17 protein-coding genes are annotated in these 18,806 nt (G+C 38.7%); all 17 read left to right on the top strand.

The annotated features are described in order from the left end of the window. Positions 1-11 precede the first annotated feature (11 nt). The 17 genes from asnB (at position 12) to BCY91_RS16925 (ending at position 18,799) form a co-directional block, all read left to right on the top strand. Complete coding sequence (gene asnB, locus BCY91_RS16845) at positions 12-1,841, top strand: asparagine synthase (glutamine-hydrolyzing) (RefSeq protein WP_120183218.1); 1,830 nt, start codon at positions 12-14, stop codon at positions 1,839-1,841. Then, complete coding sequence (locus tag BCY91_RS16850; protein ID WP_120183219.1) at positions 1,834-2,937, top strand: glycosyltransferase family 4 protein; 1,104 nt, start codon at positions 1,834-1,836, stop codon at positions 2,935-2,937. The genes asnB and BCY91_RS16850 overlap by 8 nt, the downstream gene beginning before the upstream one ends. 3 nt (positions 2,938-2,940) lie before the next feature. Next, positions 2,941-3,804, top strand: a complete 864-nt coding sequence (locus BCY91_RS16855) for an ABC transporter permease (protein ID WP_120183220.1) — start codon at positions 2,941-2,943, stop codon at positions 3,802-3,804. A 425-nt stretch (positions 3,805-4,229) separates the two neighbouring features. After that, a complete protein-coding gene (locus BCY91_RS16860; RefSeq protein WP_120183221.1) occupies positions 4,230-5,501 on the top strand; it encodes an ABC transporter ATP-binding protein in 1,272 nt (423 codons plus the stop codon). 29 nt (positions 5,502-5,530) lie between these two features. Then, positions 5,531-6,838 (top strand): class I SAM-dependent methyltransferase, encoded by a 1,308-nt coding sequence (locus BCY91_RS16865; protein WP_147387961.1) that lies wholly within the window; start codon positions 5,531-5,533, stop codon positions 6,836-6,838. A 16-nt stretch (positions 6,839-6,854) separates the two neighbouring features. After that, complete coding sequence (locus tag BCY91_RS16870; RefSeq protein ID WP_120183223.1) at positions 6,855-7,748, top strand: hypothetical protein; 894 nt, start codon at positions 6,855-6,857, stop codon at positions 7,746-7,748. Continuing rightward, the gene (locus BCY91_RS16875) at positions 7,748-8,839 is read left to right on the top strand and encodes a DegT/DnrJ/EryC1/StrS family aminotransferase (RefSeq protein ID WP_120183224.1); all 1,092 of its coding nucleotides are present in this window, start codon (positions 7,748-7,750) and stop codon (positions 8,837-8,839) included. The genes BCY91_RS16870 and BCY91_RS16875 overlap by 1 nt, the downstream gene beginning before the upstream one ends. After that, entirely contained in the window at positions 8,829-9,554 is a 726-nt protein-coding gene (locus BCY91_RS16880) for a formyltransferase family protein (protein WP_120183225.1), read from the top strand. Before BCY91_RS16875 ends, BCY91_RS16880 begins: the two co-directional genes overlap by 11 nt. Further along, the gene (locus BCY91_RS16885) at positions 9,551-10,747 is read left to right on the top strand and encodes a glycosyltransferase family 4 protein (RefSeq protein ID WP_120183226.1); all 1,197 of its coding nucleotides are present in this window, start codon (positions 9,551-9,553) and stop codon (positions 10,745-10,747) included. The genes BCY91_RS16880 and BCY91_RS16885 overlap by 4 nt, the downstream gene beginning before the upstream one ends. Before the next feature lie 8 nt (positions 10,748-10,755). After that, on the top strand, positions 10,756-11,481 hold the full coding sequence (locus BCY91_RS16890; RefSeq protein ID WP_120183227.1) for a glycosyltransferase family 2 protein: 726 nt from the start codon (positions 10,756-10,758) through the stop codon (positions 11,479-11,481). Continuing rightward, positions 11,471-12,619, top strand: coding sequence for a glycosyltransferase family 4 protein (locus BCY91_RS16895; protein WP_120183228.1), 1,149 nt, complete (start codon positions 11,471-11,473; stop codon positions 12,617-12,619). Before BCY91_RS16890 ends, BCY91_RS16895 begins: the two co-directional genes overlap by 11 nt. Positions 12,620-12,624: 5 nt before the next feature. Further along, positions 12,625-13,566, top strand: coding sequence for a glycosyltransferase family 2 protein (locus BCY91_RS16900; RefSeq protein ID WP_120183229.1), 942 nt, complete (start codon positions 12,625-12,627; stop codon positions 13,564-13,566). Next, positions 13,563-14,555 carry a glycosyltransferase family 2 protein gene (locus tag BCY91_RS16905; RefSeq protein ID WP_120183230.1) on the top strand — a complete coding sequence of 331 codons (993 nt, stop codon included), beginning with the start codon at positions 13,563-13,565 and terminating at the stop codon, positions 14,553-14,555. Before BCY91_RS16900 ends, BCY91_RS16905 begins: the two co-directional genes overlap by 4 nt. Positions 14,556-14,583: 28 nt before the next feature. After that, the gene (locus BCY91_RS16910; RefSeq protein ID WP_120183231.1) at positions 14,584-15,687 is read left to right on the top strand and encodes an acyltransferase family protein; all 1,104 of its coding nucleotides are present in this window, start codon (positions 14,584-14,586) and stop codon (positions 15,685-15,687) included. Positions 15,688-15,717: 30 nt separating this feature from the next. Next, positions 15,718-16,938, top strand: a complete 1,221-nt coding sequence (locus BCY91_RS16915; protein ID WP_120183232.1) for a glycosyltransferase family 4 protein — start codon at positions 15,718-15,720, stop codon at positions 16,936-16,938. Beyond that, positions 16,935-17,858, top strand: a complete 924-nt coding sequence (locus BCY91_RS16920; RefSeq protein ID WP_120183233.1) for a glycosyltransferase — start codon at positions 16,935-16,937, stop codon at positions 17,856-17,858. Before BCY91_RS16915 ends, BCY91_RS16920 begins: the two co-directional genes overlap by 4 nt. After that, entirely contained in the window at positions 17,855-18,799 is a 945-nt protein-coding gene (locus tag BCY91_RS16925) for a glycosyltransferase (RefSeq protein ID WP_120183234.1), read from the top strand. The genes BCY91_RS16920 and BCY91_RS16925 overlap by 4 nt, the downstream gene beginning before the upstream one ends. Positions 18,800-18,806 lie beyond the last annotated feature (7 nt).

The following is an 18,806-nucleotide window of genomic DNA, read 5'->3' on the forward strand; positions in this document are numbered from 1 at the left end:
AAAGCAAAATTATGTGTAGGATAGCCGGGCTCATTCGTTCTTCGCTTTCTGCTTCAACAATCCGGCAGAGCTTGCAATTGATGGCGGATGTGCAGGCACACGGCGGACCTGACGATGAGGGCTTTTATGTAGATACCGAGCATGGCTTGGGCTTGGCGCACCGGCGCTTATCTTTACTGGATTTAAGCGCTGCGGGCCGTCAGCCGATGTGCAGTCCAGATAATCAGGTGGTGCTGGTTTTTAATGGGGAAATTTACAATTTTCGAGACCTAAAGGAAAAGTTGAGCGCCGAGCGCATCACATTTAACAGCCAAACCGATAGCGAAGTCATTATTGCGGCCTATCAGCATTGGGGAACAGACGCATTTTCTAAGTTAAAGGGCATGTTTGCTTTTGCGCTGTACGACCGTGTAAAGCAAGAAATTTATTTGGTGCGGGATAGCCAGGGGATTAAGCCACTTTATGTATATCAGCATCAGAAAATCATAGCCTTTGCCTCTGAAGTTAAGGCTTTCAGCGCGGCAAAATTACCGCTAAGCACCAACACCGATTGGCCGATTGCTTTATTGAGCATGGGCCACCTTCCGGAACCCCTGACGACCTATCAGGAAGTGCGGATGATGCCGAAAGGAACTTTTACAACTTTTTCTTTGGAAGAATCGGAACCACGACAGGAAGTCCAGTGCTTAGAATACGAGAAATCTTTTGCTGATTTCCAGTCCGAAAGCCCGCAAATAGCCATTAATCAGTTTTTGGATAAAGCCATTCAAAGTCAGCTGGTAGCCGATGCGCCTATCGGTGTTTTCTTAAGTGGCGGGATCGATAGTTCGCTTTTAGCGCTTCAAGCGGCTAAACATCAAAAGGAAAAGCTGATTACGGTTTCCTTAAATTTTAAAGAGAAGCAATTTTCGGAATCCACTTTTCAGCAAACGATAAGTAGGCTGTTGCCGGGCGCACATCACAGCAAAACCGTCGACGAGCAATTATTTGCGGCTTATTTCGATGGGATTTTGGGAAATATGGATCAGCCCGGTGTGGACGGTATCAACACTTGGTTTGTGAGCCAGGCCGCTAAAGAAGCCGGTTTAACTGCGGTTCTTTCGGGCGTGGGTGCGGATGAATTGTTCGGTGGTTACCCTTCCTTTCGGAGGATGCCATATATTCCCTTCTTACGTACTTTTTCGTTTTTAGCGCCTCTGGCGACACAGCTGACCCATAATGAAGGTTTAAAACGTTGGACTTATCTGAACGAGAAAAATCCTTCTTTTGAGTATCTTTTTTTGAGAGGCTTTTTTGATCCAAGGCAACTAAAGAGCTTTTTTAGCATCCATCGTAATCAGCAAATAGCGAGTCTGCAGCATATCGACTTAGCCCAGCGCCAAATTCCGAAAAATTATGATGGCAAAAGAGCGGCTTGGTTCGAACAAAATTATTTTATGCAGAACCAGCTGCTAAAAGATACCGATAGCATGAGTATGCGGCATGGACTGGAAATTCGAGTGCCTTTTTTGGATGAAGATTTAGTGCATTATGTCAATACCTTGCCGTCGAGTATCCTATTTCCAAAAAACAAGCCCGCCAAACATTTTTTAGTCCATGCTTTTGACGATTTGTTGCCCGAGATGATTTGGAAGCGACCGAAAATGGGTTTTACTTTTCCTTTCCAATTTTGGCTAAAGAGACATCCGCGATATCTTTCTTTAAAGAGCCGTTATCCAAAGCTTTCAAATTTATATACCGCTTTTGAGCGCGATCAGATACATTGGTCTAAAATCATGGCCTTATTGGTGATGGAGCAATTCGGCGGATTTGAACTTTTAAACGATAAGAGGGATGCCTAAAAAAGTGCTTTTTGTAGGCGCAAAAGCTTTCGCTGGGACTGGAGGTATCGAACAGGTAAATAAATCGTGGATGTTCGGCCTATCGCAACAGGCTGGTTTAGACTTAAAAAGTTTAATATTGGCAGATGACAAAGCTGACCATCGTTATACCCAAAACACTTTTTTTAAAGGCTACCGGAGCAACAAACTGTTATTTTTATGGGATTATTTTAGGTACGCCCTTAATGTGGAGGTTTTAATCGTTAGCCACGTACAGTTAGCCATACTTATACCTTTACTGAAAATAATCAAGCCTACGCTAAATACAATCGTGATTTGTCACGGGATAGAGGTGTGGGCGAAGCTGAATGTGCTTCAACGTAGATCTCTGCAAATCGCCAATCAGATCTTGGCGGTAAGCCGTTTTACCAAGGAGAAACTTGTGGAACTTCATCAGGCGAAAGAGCGTCGGGTTTTGGTTTTTCCCAATGCCTTGGATCCTTTCTTTCCTGTCCCTCAGCAATTTGTGCGACCTCATCAGCTGGCAGCCCGTTATCAGGTTTCGGCAAACGATACGGTATTGCTGACCATTGCTCGATTATCTTCCGCAGAGCGTTATAAGGGTTACGATTTTGTGATGGAGGCCATTCCTCTGTTAAAAAAAGAAGGCTTAAGCATCAAGTATATCATCGGCGGCAAGGCAGATGAGGACGAGAAAATAAGATTGAAGAAATTAATTGCGGTAAACGGTTTACAACAAGAGGTGATCCTGACGGGATTTATTCCCGATGAAGAACTGATTGAACACTATCAGTTGGCTAATGTATTTGTAATGCCCAGCACGGGGGAAGGTTTCGGTATTTCCTTTATTGAGTCGGCCGCCTGCGGAACTCCCGTTTTAGGCGGTAACACAGATGGCAGTCCCGATGCCATCATCGAAGGTGAAACAGGTTTTACCTGTACACCAAAAAATCCTTCGGAAATAGCAAAGGGCATTCGTAAGCTGTTGGCCATGAACAAAAAGCCAGGGCATATTCAAGATAATGCGCTAAAAAATTATAGTTTTGCGCTTTATCAGCAGCGTATAGCCGATTTAATAGCCAAACATTTAAGATAGAAGATGATACCCGAAACAAAGGCCGAAGAAAGTTGGGATTTAGAAATTAAAGCCAAAAACAGTCTTTTTGATCTAAAACTGGACGAGGTTTGGCATTACCGCGATTTGATGTGGCTGTTTGTGAAGCGCGACTTTATCGCTCAATTTAAACAAACTGTTTTGGGTCCGGCCTGGCACGTAATCCAGCCTATCCTAACTACTTTAATGTTTTTATTGGTATTTGGGAAAATAGCCAAAATACCTACCGATGGCATCGCTCCGGCTGCATTTTATTTAGCAGGATTGACTATTTGGAACTATTTTTCGGCCTGTTTAACAGCCACTTCTTCTACTTTTACGGCAAATGCGGGCATTTTTGGGAAAGTTTATTTCCCACGAATTGTTATCCCAATTTCCGTGGTGCTGTCCAACATGGTTAAATTTGCTATCCAGTTCGGACTGCTGGTAGTGGTAGTTACTTACTATCACTTTAACGGCTATCCGATTTACCTATCGCTCAACCTGCTTTTTATACCTTTGATTTTAATTTTGATGGCAGGCATCAGCTTAGGCGTTGGAATCATCATATCTTCCATCACCACCAAATACCGCGATTTTAGCATTCTGCTTTCTTTTGCTGTGCAGCTGCTCATGTATGCTACCCCGGTTATCTATCCCTTATCCTATTTAAAAGGCAAGAACTATAAATGGCTGATCGATTTAAATCCAATCTCGTCGGTAGTAGAAAGCTTTAAGTACGTCATTTTCGGGAAAGGCTTGGTAGAACCTTATTCTTTGCTATATAGCGTGCTGTTCATGTTTTGCGCTTTGTTTTTCGGCTATCTGATATTTAATCGGGTAGAGAAGAGTTTTATGGACACGGTATAGGAGGGTATTGAGTATTAAGTAGTGAGTATCGCGTAGACAGTATTGTTTTTTGAATTTTTAATTTCCCTTTTAAATTTGGTTGATGGTCTAAATTTGGCAAGACATAGGAAACGTCATTGGCTATAAATTAGTATAGCTGTGATGTTTAAAAGTTTTGGAACCTATAACTGTGCAGTACTTAAAAGTTATAGTTATATCTTTAACTTTGTGCAGTTAGCTAAAAAGTTGTAGATATGTTTATAGATTTGCCGGGCGATTTAGAGTTAAGGAATTCCTATCTAAAATGCTAACAGGCACTTTTACTAAAATTAATAGCGTTACAAACGGATCAATGAGCACAGCAACTAAGGTTAAAAACAGTCCGCCCACTTGTCTCTTCCTTGGTGGAGAAAGTCTAGTATCTTGAAGATAAAATTCTATTCTTTATGGCAAGCGTAGTTAAAGTAGAGAACCTATCTAAACAATACCGATTGGGTGAAATTGGCACGGGCTCCATCGCGCACGATGTGAACCGCTGGTGGCACCGGATGCGTGGGAAGGAAAACCCCTATCTTAAAATTGGCGAAGCTAACGACCGCAGTAAAAAGGGCGAAAGCGAATATGTGTGGAGTTTAAAGGACATTAATTTTGAAATTGAGCAAGGCGATGCCGTGGGTATTATAGGCCGTAACGGCGCAGGAAAAAGCACGCTTTTGAAAATATTAAGCCGCGTAACGGGGCCTACCACCGGATCGGTTAAAGTAAAAGGGCGCATTGCCAGTTTATTGGAAGTGGGAACGGGTTTCCACCCAGAACTGAGCGGACGCGATAATATTTTTTTAAACGGCGCTATCTTAGGGATGCGCAAACATGAAATCCAGCGGAAGTTTGATGAAATTGTAGACTTCTCGGGTGTAGAGCGTTATATCGATACCCCGGTTAAACGTTATTCTTCCGGAATGTACGTGCGACTGGCTTTTGCAGTAGCGGCGCATCTGGAATCGGAGATTTTGATTGTGGATGAGGTATTGGCGGTTGGTGATGCGGAATTTCAAAAGAAATGCCTGGGGAAGATGGGGGAGGTTAATACTGGAGAAGGCAGAACGGTGCTGTTTGTGAGTCATAATATGAATGCCATAAAGGCTTTGTGTCAAACAGGCATTTATTTAGAGAGTGGTTTGATAAGAGCCGAGAAAGATGGAATCGACGAATTAATAAATTTATATCTAGAACAAAGTTTTGACAAGGAAAAGGAAAGTCCAATAAACGAAAGAATTGATAGGGGTGGCAACGGTACAGCAAGAATCATAGAATTAGGCTTAGCAGAAGCAATTGAGGGTAATTGTTTGTCACTTGGGAAGCAAATTTCATTGCAATTTAGGTATATATGCAAAATAGACGGTTTTAGAGGGAAAGTTTTAATTAGCATTAATAATCAACATGGCCAAACTGTTTTGTTTCTCGATTCGACAACTACAAATAATGCCCCCGCGATTTATAGAAAAGATGGATCAATTAGAATAAGCTTATCCCATGACTTTGGTTTGCCTATAGGGAAATACTTCATTAATATAGCGTTTTTTGTAGATAATGAGATGGCTGATTACGTGCAGAGTGCTTTAATCTTTAGCGTTGTAGAGGGGAAGTTTTTTGAAACAGCTTTTATGCCTGCTGGAAGAGCCGTTTGTTTTATAAAGCAAAAGTGGGATTTTTATTAAAAAAGTTCCTCGAAAAATATTTGATGAAAATGGATAAATCAGAAGTGGTATTTGAAGCTCAATGTGTTGCAGATGTTGGTAAAGTATTTTATTATCAGGACAAAGTATATCGGTCGATAGCGCGAGCTAATGTTCAAGATGAAATAAAACAGCTAATTAGCGCCGACTTTTTTCCTTCTTTAGTAGAAAGTGGTCTTATCGACACAAAAATAGCCGAACTAGATTTAATCGACCTTAGGGGTCATTTGATTTTAGAACACAAGATGCTACGAGCATTCTTACATCCTGCGGAGTACACAAATAAAATGTTTTATGAGGGAGCCTTAACTATTATACATATTCTTAAGATTTTAACTAGAAATGGATATGTTTTGAAAGATGGGCACTCTTTTAATATAACAAATTATGGGGGTAGATTTTTTTTCTTCGACTTTACCTCAATAACCAAATCTTCCTCTATCTCATATGAATGGTTCGAGGAGTTTTATAAGTATTTTGCGATTCCGATTTATTTAGCTTCAAAACGCCAAACATACGCGCTTGCTAAAGAATATCGTCGAGAACACAAGGTGGGATTGGGGCTAAAGTTAGCGGACAATAAATTTCTAAAAAACTGGATTTTTAGGGAGTTGAGAAAATGTGCTAAAAATCTAAATAAACCTATATTATTTGTAAATGAACTCGAAGCATGGTTATTAAGGCATCCTCCAGTAGAATTTGGGGGCTATTGGGATAATTACAATCAGGATCATTCCTTTGATATTTTTACTCCAAGAACTGTTAAACAGCGTTTTGTATACGATATTTTAAGCGCACAACCTAGTAGAGGAACTTTAATTGATTTGGCATGCAATCAGGGCTATTATTCATTTATGGCTGATCATCTAGGATACAATGTAGTTGCAGTTGATTACGAAGAAGGGTGCTTGAATAAAGCTTTTGCACAATCACAAGGAAAAAATATATCGTACGCACATATAGATTTTTGTTATCCAACTCCTTCTTTCGGAATTGGAAATGTGGGTCCAAATTCTATTCAAAGATTTAAATCTGATTTTGCTCTTGCATTAGGATTGATTCACCACATTTGTATAACACAGCGTTTTTCCGTTAAGTTGTTTTGCGAAACGTGTATCCTATACAGCGATAAAGGAGTAATTGTTGAATTTGTGTTTCCTGATGATAAGTATGTGAAGGCTTGGGAACAAGCTATTCCGGAGGATTATAATATAGATTCTATAAAAAGGTACTTTCAACCCTCTTATTCTATGTGTAGTTTAAGTGAAGTAATGAATGATGATGGGGTACATCGGCAATTTTTATACTTCTTTAAATAAGAAATAAATCAAAAATATGATAAAAAGAATATTGGACTTTTTGTCGAATCGAATAAAGCCAGAAGTATCTATCAATATTGACGAGCTTAAGCTTCTCAATGGAACCATCTTGACTAAAATGATTGATACGGGCAAAACCAACATTCACGACATTGAATTTAAAGTTTTTTCACAGTTCGGTGATGATGGGATTATCCAATTTCTTATCAAGAAGATTCCAAATATTCCTACAACGTTTATCGAGTTTGGTGTAGAAAACTACCAGGAGAGCAATACGCGTTTTTTACTTGAAAACAATAATTGGTCGGGTTTAATTATTGATGGTTCGCAGGGTAATATAAATTTCATTAAAAAAAAGCCCGAATATTGGAAGTATGATATTACTGCGATAGCTTCGTTTATAACTCGCGATAATATTAATAGTTTGATAGAAAGTCGTTTTAAACATGAAGATGTCGGCATTTTGCATATAGATATTGACGGCATGGACTATTGGATATGGGAATGTATAAATATTAACCCCGTTTTGGTTATAATGGAATATAATAGCGTGTTTGGTGAAAAGAGGGCGATAACAGTCCCTTATCGTGCAGATTTTGTTCGCGTTAAAGCACATTATTCCACACTGTATGCGGGAGCATCTTTAGCAGCGTTAGCGATATTGGGGAAGAAAAAAGGTTATAAACTTATTGGGTGCAACAGTGCAGGAAATAACGCTTACTTCGTTAGAGACGATTTTAGCAATATCTTTCCACAAAAAACGGTAGAAGAAGCATTTGTTAGTTCAAAGTTTAGAGAATCGCGTGATGAGAATGGGAATTTGACATATTTGCGGGGTCGGCAACGCATACAAATCTTAAAAGGTCTTGAGGTATTTAATGTTGAAACCAACCTGATTGAAAAAATATAATGTATAAATATCCAGTTTATCAACCCGCCTTAATAGGTAAGGAGCAAGAATATGTTCTGGACTGCCTCCAAAGTAATTGGATTTCATCAAAAGGCGAATACATCGGAAGGTTTGAAGAGGCTTTTGCGGCTTCTCTTAAAATTAAACACGCAACTAGTGTTTGTAATGGCACGGTCGCTTTGCATTTGGCTATGCTTGCACTAGGGATTGGTCCTGGTGATGAAGTAATAACGCCTACTTTGACATACATTGCTTCGGTTAATTCAATCAGTTATGTAGGAGCAACGCCTGTTTTTTGTGATTCGGAAAAAAGCACATGGCAGATGGATCCGGCGTTAATCGAGGGAAAGATAACCAAAAACACTAAAGCAATTTTGGTTGTTCATCTTTACGGCCAAGCGACTAATATGGCGGAAGTTATGCAATTGGCAAAAAAGCATGGTTTGTTTGTAATAGAGGATTGCGCAGAGGCAATAGGAACCAAGTTTTTAGGAAAAGCTGTAGGCACATTCGGTGATATCTCCACATTTAGTTTTTTTGGAAATAAAACGATAACTACAGGCGAAGGTGGTATGGTAGTGACAAACGATGAAACATTATTCGAACGGTGTAAGCATTTTAAAGGTCAGGGCTTAGCAAAACACCGCGAATATTGGCATGACGTGGTAGGCTACAATTTTAGGATGACGAATATTGCTGCAGCAATTGGTCTGGCGCAACTGGAAAACTTATCTTATTTTGTTGAGGAAAAGCAAAGAGTTGCAGACACTTATATTAAAAATATAGATCTTTCTAAATATGAATATCAAGAAAGACAAACGGATCGCTTTCATACATACTGGATGTTTTCTATTTTGGTGAAAAATGCCGAGGATAGAGAAGGACTTAGAGCACATCTTAAAATGAACAAAATTGAAACTAGACCACTTTTTTACCCGGTGCACACTATGCCAATGTATAGTCAGCGATTCCAAAGACATATAGTGGCCGAAGATTTAGGATGGCGGGGCATAAACTTGCCTAGTTACCCCGCTTTGTTAGACGAACAAATTGTAGAAATTTGCCAGATCTTAAATAGCTATGGTAACTAAACAAAAAGTCATATTATGCGGATTTAATTGGACAGGTTGTAAGGCGTTAAGGCTACTGCTAGAAAACAATTATGAGGTATTTGTCTATACTTCTCCATCTCCAAACTATGTAAACAACCTTGCCGTATATTGTGAAGAAAATAATGTAGCTTACAGCTTCGAAAAAATATCTTTAGAGAATATTCCGTTTAAGCCTTTGTTTATCGCTAGCATTTATTATCGCTACATTATAGCGGAGCCGATAATAGCATATGCGAGCGGTAAAATATTTAATCTTCATCCATCGTTGTTGCCGGATTATAGAGGATGTAGCAGTTTAACTTGGGCCATGATTAATGGTGAGAAGAGATGTGGCTTTACTTTTCATTATATTAATAAAGGGGTTGATACTGGCAATATTATTTTACAAAAAGAAATGCTAATTGAAGATTTCGATACTCAGGTAACCCTTTACAATAGAGTGATGTTTGAGTCTATGAAGTATTTCAACGAGGTCGTCAAACAAGTTCTTGCAGGTGATCCTGGTTATGCGCAACCCGACGCAGATGAAAGCAAATATTTTAAAAGGGGCTGTCCACATCAAGGGATAATTGCGGATGATTGGAATATAGCTAAAAAGAAGCGGTTTGTAAGAGCTATGCTCTATCCTCCATTGCCGGAAGCTAGGTACAATAACGGTGAGATAGCGAAACTGACGGATTTTTTTCAGGTATGAATATATTAGTTTATATTCCATCAATAAGCAAGAAGAATGGGGGGATTTATCAATACACCATGGGCTTATTGAATGTTTTGAAAGGGAGTAAGAAACATCAATTTTTCATATTGAACAATGAATCAGATGATCAGCTTAATACGCTCATAGCTACTCAGGAAAACTTTCACTCGTTAAACGATCGCTGTCTTGAGTTACCAAACGATTGGGTGAATAGAGTTGTAAGAAGAGGTAAAAGATCTTTACCGAATATGTTCAGGCCAGCTCGCACGCCAATTGAACAAATAATAAATAACAATCGTATTGCTCTTGTTCATTGTCCTTTTCAAGCATACCTGAATACAGGTTCGACTCCATTTATCACAACCATGCACGATGTTCAGGAGTTGCATTTTCCGGAGTTTTTCACGTCAGAGGAACGCGCAAGACGTGCGGTAGCGTACAAGGAAGCGATAGAGCAATCCAACAGAGTTGTAGTGAGCTATCAACACATTAAAAATGATTTAGTCAAATTTTTCGATGTGCCAGCATCAAATATCGAGGTTGTTTTATTGGACATGACAAGGCTTTGGATAGACGATTTTTCTGAACAGAATTTAATAAACATCCGAGACTTGGCGGTGCCACAGAAATATCTGTTATATCCAGCGGCCACTTGGCATCATAAAAATCACATCACACTACTGGAAGCCTTAATGTCGCTGAAAGAGGAGGGTACGACCGTTAATATCGTATTTACTGGGCATCTTACAGAACACTACGAGGAAGTGTTGAAACCCTTTGTTGAAAGACATCATTTAAACGACCAATGTACATTCAAAGGAATAGTAAGTGATCAAGAACTGTACTCTTTATATAATTATGCCCAAGGCGTAGTAATTCCCACACTTTATGAGGCGGGGAGTTTTCCATTATACGAGTCTATTTTGTTGAATATACCAGTTATCTGCTCAGACACAACGTCGTTACCGGAGACGATAGGCACTTCTGACTATGTTTTCGAAGCGACTAACGTGGAGGCTCTTAAAGGTTTGATTAAAAATTTATATTTAGATGACCATTTCAGAGATAAAAATAAATTGTGGGTAATTGACAGAGCCGCGACATTTCGAAGCGCAACAGCATTGGGGAAATTTGAAAAGCTATATGATAGTATAATGAAAACTTCTCCAGTTACGGAGTATTTCACTTAGAATGGTCAATGAAAATATCAGTGATAACCCCATCTTTTAACTCGGGGAAAACCCTTGAAAGGGCGATACAGAGCGTGGTAAAACAAAGCTATCAGAATTGGGAACATTTAGTGGTAGACGGTAACTCCACTGACAACACTGCGGAACTGCTAAAAAAATATCCCCACGTGAAGTCAGTATCTGAAGATGATAAAGGACAATCGGATGCGATGAATAAGGGTTTTGAAATGAGTACTGGCGAATTAATTTTATATTTAAATGCGGATGACGAATTACATCCGGAGGCCTTGACTAATTTCTCAAAAACATTTAAAGCTAACCCTTCTGCTGATATGGTAGTTGCTGACGTGAAAGTTGTAAAAGAAGATGGGAAGTCATCTATTGATACGCCCACGGTTTCGCTTTCAAAAATTTTGTTTTATTGGCCCTGCAAATTCCCGCTTAATCCAGTTTCATATTGTTATAGGCGAGCAGTCCAAACGTATATCGGCCATTTTCCTGTGGATAATCACCTTACAATGGACTATTGGTTTTTGGTAAGGGCGTTCTTGGATTTTAAAATAAAGAAAGCCAATTTTATTGGAGGTGTTTTTTATTTTTCTGTAAATAATAAATCTGCTGACGCAGAACGAGCGAGAATATCGCTTAAACAAGTTAGGGATAGCTTCGTTAAACGCTACTTTTATCGGTCCCAAGTGATTAAATTTATATTTCGGAGACTCTATGGGAGGTAAAAAGATCCTTTTCATCTCACACGATGCGAGCAGAACAGGAGCGCCGTTTATTCTTTTACATCTGATAAAATGGCTGAAAACCAACACCAATTATAAAATAAGTTTATTATTATTAGATGGAGGAGACTTAAAAGAAAATTTTGAAAAGCTTGTTACTACTACATATGTTTGGAACCCATATCAGCCAGATTTAAGATTACATAAACGGGTTTTGTCAAAATTAACCAGGAAGCGACAGTTCGTTAGTTTTCCGAAGGAATTGAAAGGAAAAAAATTTGATTTAATTTATGCAAATACTGTCGCTAGTACCTATGCGCTACCTCAGGTGCAGAAGCATTTAGCTTCACCTGTTTTACTTCATGTGCATGAAAACGAGTATACGATAAAAAATTTTTATCCTAATTCTTTAAAAAGAGAGTTTACAAGACTGGTTTCCCGTTTTATCGCGGTTTCGGAAAGCACACAAGACGTCTTGCAAAATAATTATAACGTTCCTGAGTCAAAAATTGATTTGATTTATGAGTTTGTGCCATTCATGAATCAGAAACCAGACAAAACAAGAGCAGAAGTAAAAAATTATTTGGGCATCGGCAATGAGATTGTAATTGGCGGTGCAGGACTGACAAGTTGGAGAAAGGGCGTAGATTTATTTGTGCAGGTGGCGTCGGAAGTGGTAAAAAACACTCCAAACACATTCAAGTTCGTTTGGGTGGGTAGCCTATTGCCAGAATTTGAAATTAAGTTAGCGTATGAATTGAACCGTCTGGGAATCCCAGAAAATGCTGTTGTTTTTACTGGAAAAGTTCCCGATCCTCAAAACTATCTTCAAATTTTTGACCTATTTTTTCTTAGCTCAAGAGAGGATCCGTTTCCTCTAGTATGCCTTGAGGCTGCGGCTCTTTCAAAACCTATCATGTGTTTTGAGCATTCCGGCGGAATGCCAGAAGTAATTAACTCAAAAAATGGGTTTATACTTCCTTATGGGGATGTGGATAGTGCGGTTCGTGTAATTAAGTCGTTGACGCACAATCCAGCGTTGCTAAGCATACTCGGACAACGTGCATATGATGATTTTTCGAAGTTTGATGTTCATAATCAAGCACAAAAGATTTACGATATTATAGAAACTAATTTTTAAGCCCTATGCCTAAAGTTTCCGTAATCATCCCCAACTACAACCACGCACGATTCTTAAATCAGCGTATTGATTCTGTGCTTAACCAAAGTTTTCAGGATTTTGAGGTGATTATTTTGGACGATTGCTCAACAGATAACAGTAGAGAAATAATTGAAGCATACCGCGAGCATCCCAAAGTGAGCCATGTTATTTTTAATGAACAAAATAGCGGGAGCCCATTTGCACAATGGTATAGAGGTTTTGGTGTTACTAATGGAGAGCTGATTTGGATTGCGGAAAGCGATGATTATGCGTCTGTTGATTTTCTCGAAAAATTAATTCCTTATATTAATGCTGCCACCGGGCTCGCCTACTGCGACAGCTTAGAAACAGACGAAGACGGAAGACAATTAGGACGATGGAGTCGGTGGCAAGATCATTTTAGTGAAAACATTTGGATTTCAGATTTTGAAAGAGGCGGAGAATGGCTCAATGAGAACTATCATTCCTTATATAACATAATTCCTAACGCGAGCAGTGCAATATTTAAGAGAAATTTAGTGCCTCCGCAGGTAGCGGTCTCAGAGGTCGTTAAAATGCGGTATGTTGGCGATTGGTACGTTTGGCAATTGATATTTAAGAAAACGCAAGTGTACTATCACCACCAAGCCCTAAATTATTTTAGAAATCATCCGTCAAGCACTCGGGCAGATCAAACTCTGCTAACTCAAAAAGCTACTGAGTATTATCGCGCATTGAAAAGTTTCCTTTCACAACAAACCGTTCGTACTAAAAGTGCAGATTTAGAACGCAGGTTGAGTGAGATATTTGATGCTTGGAAGCTTGGTGCTAAATCGTTACTAAAGATAAGCGTGTGGCGCTCGCTTTTGATAGCCTATTCGATTGATAAAAAAATATTTTCACGAGTTTTTGACAAAATCCTAAATACCAAATCAGGGGCTCAATGATGAAAGCAGTGGAAAACAGTCTCGTTTCAGTCATTATGCCGGTTTATAATGCTAGCGCCTATTTGGAGGAGGCTATCACAAGTATATTGGACCAAAGCTATCAAAACTTTGAGTTTATCATCATTAATGACGGGTCGAAGGATGATACGGTAGAAATCATAAAAAGATTTGACGATGCAAGGATCAAACTCATCGATGAAAAAGAGAATAAGGGTTATACCTATCGCCTCAACCAAGGTATCGTGTTAAGTGAAGGTGAGTTTATAGCGCGAATGGATGCGGATGATATTAGTTTGCGAGAGCGTTTTGCTAAACAAGTTGAGTTTTTGCAGAACAACCGATCTGTGGTGGTTTGTGGCACAGCCTTAGAGATCATTGGAAATGCTAATTATTATATAAATTGGGTCACCGATTTTGATAGTGAAGATTTAAAGATAGCTCTGCTGTACCAAAACGGGATTTGTCATCCAAGCGTTATGATGCGAAACCCCAAGCATTTGCAATCAGGCATCTTTTATAATTCTGAATTCGAGCCAGCAGAGGATTACGAGTATTGGGTGCGCTTGAGCAGGAAATATAAGATCGCAAACTTACCTGATCTTTTGATTAAATACCGAGCTTACGACGGGCAGGTTTCACAACAACATAACGCTTTGCAAGAGACGCAAAAGGTAAGAATTATTAAAACACAACTGGCAGATCTAGGGCTAAATCCAACATCTGCGCAGCTGAATATACATCGCCGTATTTTCAATGCAGCCGTTGTAGTTTCTGCCGACTACTTACCGAAAGTGAAAGAATGGTTAAGCATTTTAGCTAAAGCCAATCAGGCTATGCAACAATATCCGGAGCCGAAATTTCAGGAGCGGTTAAACCTCTTACTGAAGAAAAATGAGATTGCTTTTAGAGAAAGTGTAAAAGCATTGCCTGCTATGGAGCGGGTCTCGTTACTTTTAAAACAGATTATCGGTTGGGAATCGATAAACTAATTTACTGATTTATAGCGACAAATTTGTCATGAACACAGAGGCAAAACCATTCCTTGTAAAAAAAATAAACTATATCCAAAACTGGAGGGGTATTGCCATATTGTTGGTCATATTGGCTCACACGAGCCACCATAACGTTTCTCCCGATTTGGGAATAAAATATTTGGATAATTTTATTTGGTTTGGTGGGCACGGGGTTACTTTATTTTTTGTTATAAGCGCATTTACTATTTTTTACTCTTTAGAACTTGAAAGAAAAAGCCAAGGGCAAGTGGATTTTATTGGTTTTATGATAAAGCGCTTTTTTAGAATTGCCCCGCTTTATTATTTTGGAATAATCCTTTATAAATTTGTCTATTTCCAGAACACAAAATTTGATATTGATTTTTTCTTGAACGTAGTGTTTTTACACTGGCTTAAGCCTAGTGCTATAAGCGGAGTTGTACCTGGCGGTTGGTCAATCACTACCGAATTCACTTTCTATTTTTTTGCACCCTTAATTTTTAGATGGATTAGATCTGCCGAATCGGCGCTAACATGGTTTCTTTTCTCCATACTTTTCTCAAGAATTTCTTTAGCTATCCTAACTTTGGTATATCCTTTTGAAGACAGGGTATATTATGAACTTAATCCGCTATGTCAATTTCCAGTTTTTTTTGTGGGAATACTGTTGTTTTTTGTGATAATAAAAAATCAGCCTTTAACATTGACGAGCAGTCAGGCCATATTAATTGCAGGTATACTTTTTCTTGAAGGTCAAATAGGCTTCATATTAAGAGACTATTATTTTTATTCGCTGATGTTCGCACTGCTAGTGTACGTTAGCGTAAATGTTTACGTTAAGAATATTTTTGGAAAAATACTCGGTTTTATCGGAGAGCTTAGTTTTACTTTGTACATTACCCACTTTGTTATCATTCGTCTCTTGATAGATTATAGAATAATTGACCCAAGTATGAATACAATTTCCTCTTTCTTGACTCGATTTTTAGGTACTTTAGGTATATCGATAATTGTTTCAGTTCCATTGTATTATTTTTTGGAAAAGCCGCTAATCAATGTTGGTAAAGTTTTATATCGTAAACGTATAAGTCGAATTTCTCAATCGGCAAGTGTTGCAACCATCTTGTAACAATGACTAAGGCTTTTATCTATCTCGATTATGCGCATCGCTTATTTATCATACGAACACCCAAAAGGCATCTCTGGAGGCGGTATTGGAACTTATATCGGTCAGATGGCAAAAATTATGGCAGAAGCTGGGCACTCGGTTGAAGTTTTTTCGGGAATCGAGGAAAAGGTGACTTATCAAGCCTTTAAGCATGACGGCTATCAATTACATCTGATCCCGGCAGAGCATACAGAGATTTTTCGTGAAAAAGTTTTAAAAGTTTTTGAAGCTGTTCATTTGGCTCATCCTTTTGATGCGATGGAATCGCCAGAATATGGCGCGGATGCGCTTGAAGTTAAACTAAAGTATCCGGAAATTCCGCTTGTGGTCAAACTGCATACGCCCACTTTTTTAATCAGTAAGTTAAATTCCGATTTGAATTTTCTATCTAAAATGCGCTTTGTTCTGGGGGCATTACGGAAAGGGAATCGACCTAAGTTTTTTTGGTCTTATAACAACGAATATGACCCTGAGTATGTCTTGACCTCTTTGGCAGAGAAGGTTGTGAGTCCCAGTCATAGTTTAGCTAAAATTGTAAGTCAGAAGTGGAATTTAGAAACAAAAGTCATTGTAGTACCTTACCCGTTTAAGCCTAACCAACAGTTGCTTAAAACATCCGAAGTGTCTACCAAGCCGTTTGTCGTTACCTTTATTGGCAAACTTGAAAAAAGAAAGGGTGTTTTGGGGTTGATGAGAGCCATCCCGAAAATATTGAAAAAATACCCGAACGTAATTTTTAGATTTGTCGGTAAAGCACTTCCGTCTCCGAAAACAGGAATGGACATGCAGGATTATATGCTATCAAAATTGTCAACGTTCAGAAAAAATCTAGATTTTCAAGGTTTCCAAAGCTACGAGAAAATCCCCGAATATTTGGAAACGACGAGTGTATGTATTTTCCCGAGTTTATGGGAAAACTTTCCGAATGTTTGTTTGGAGACCATGGCAGCGGGTCGTGTAGTTGTTGGAACGGATAATGGCGGAATGGCGGATATGATTGAAGATGGCAAAACAGGCTATCTCATTAAACCTAGCTCGTCGCAGGCGGTAGCTAGAGTTATATTGAAGCTGTTGGAAAGTAAGCCAGAAGAATTAGCAATGATAGGAGCGCAAGCACGTGATAGCGTATTGAAACGATACAATGCGAATGTTATAGGAGATGCCTGCACAACTATTTTCAAACAAATCATCCATAAAGTCGATTCCCGATGAAGCTATCCGTAGTCATCTGTGCCTATAATCCCAAACCCGCAATTTTTCAGCAGGTTTTTGATTCTTTAAAAAAGCAGACCTTGGACAAAAGCGCTTGGGAGTTGATAATTGTAGATAACAATAGCAACATCCCAATCGACAGCTGGGTAGATTTAAGCTGGCATCCGAATGCCAAGATTGTTCAGGAACTTACGTCGGGTCTGATTTTTTCAAGAATCAAAGGAAATGAAACTGCGAGAGGTAAGTATGTTGTTACAGTCGATGACGACACGCCGCTACAAAATGACTATTTGACGGGCGTGATAAACTTTTTCGACCAAAACGATACCGTGGGAATTATAGGAGGTAAGTGCAAACCAGTATATGAAACTGAAATAGTACCCGAATGGATAAACCTGTTGCCTTCTTCTATCTCGGGCAGAGATTTCGGAGAAGAAATTATCGTTGAAAGGCACGATGTAACAACAAAGCTTGATAATTACCCAAAATACAGTCCAATACTGATGGCTTATCGAAAAGCAGTTTTCGACGATTTTATCACACAGTTTGATTCTGAAAAAAATGGCATTTTGGGACGTAAAGGCAATTCACTGACTTCAGGGGAAGATAATGACATTATATTATACTTTTATAAAAATGGATGGGGGACGGCATATTGCCCGCATTTATGTTTTTCGCACTTTATTCCTGCATACCGGCTAACGTTCCAGTACGCTAAAAAATTGTTATTTCACAGTAACAGATCATGGGTAAAAGTACTTGCCTTACATGGTATATGCCCATGGCATAAGATTCCGAGAACCACTATCTGGCTCCGAAATTTAAAATCATACATTTTTTTAAAAGCGTGGGTGTCTGAGACAAACTATTTAAAATGGAAGGGCGCCTGCGGAACATTCAAAGGTTTATCTGAAATATGAAACAGCTGATTATAAGTTCTGGTAACAGCAAAAACTTCCATCAGTTAAAGAATTTTATACATTCTTTACGGCTAAATGGTAATTATGAGGGTTATATAGCAATATGTGACAACGAAATCACAGGGACGTGGGATAAACCAGGAGTGTTAAACAAGCAAGCAACTTTTACCAATGAGCACCTTGCTTTTTTCAGGAAATATGATGTAACAATTTATCCTTTGCACCCGCTTATAGAAGAAAATGAGATAGACGAAGATATCATCAAAAGTATATTATCACCTACGCAACGTTATCCATATAAATTTATTTATAACACTTTAATCAGCAAAAAATATCTTGGAAAAGCATCGGAAGCAGTTTACTTTGATAGCGATGTTTTTGTACAAAAATCTATTATTCCACTCTTCGATAAGATTAAAGCTACCGGTTCGATAGTGATTGTAAAGGAATGGTTTAAGATTAAAGATGATTACCATCTAAATAATTGGATGAGGTTCTCGGACTTTTCAAAATTGTCTCGCCAAGAAAATTATTTGGAGAAGATCTTAAATGCAAATAACTACTGTTCCGGAATGTACGGTGGCGTACTAAACGAATTTCATCGATTTAACCTGCTTTGTCTTTTATTAGCTTCAAATAGGTTTATTAATTTTTATAGCGATCAACCGCTAATAAATGTTCTAAAAAGTTATTTTCATTTTCCTGTCAAAGAACTAGATTATGAATATTGTTTACATTTAGGAGAACTGACAAGGGATGAGTATCAAGTAATCTCCGGAAAATTTCAAAAAGATGGGATTGTTCCCATAGCGGTGCATTTTAATGGAGCAAAATATGGAGAGCTAGAAGCAGTATTAGGTGGCAAACCTCTTCCGGTGTTAAGTAAACGAAGTTTGGTAAGAAGAATAGAAAATCGCCTTAAACTTATTTTTGGCAAATAAGTTTTCT

Source organism: Pelobium manganitolerans (assembly GCF_003609575.1).
GTDB lineage: Bacteria > Bacteroidota > Bacteroidia > Sphingobacteriales > Sphingobacteriaceae > Pseudopedobacter > Pseudopedobacter manganitolerans.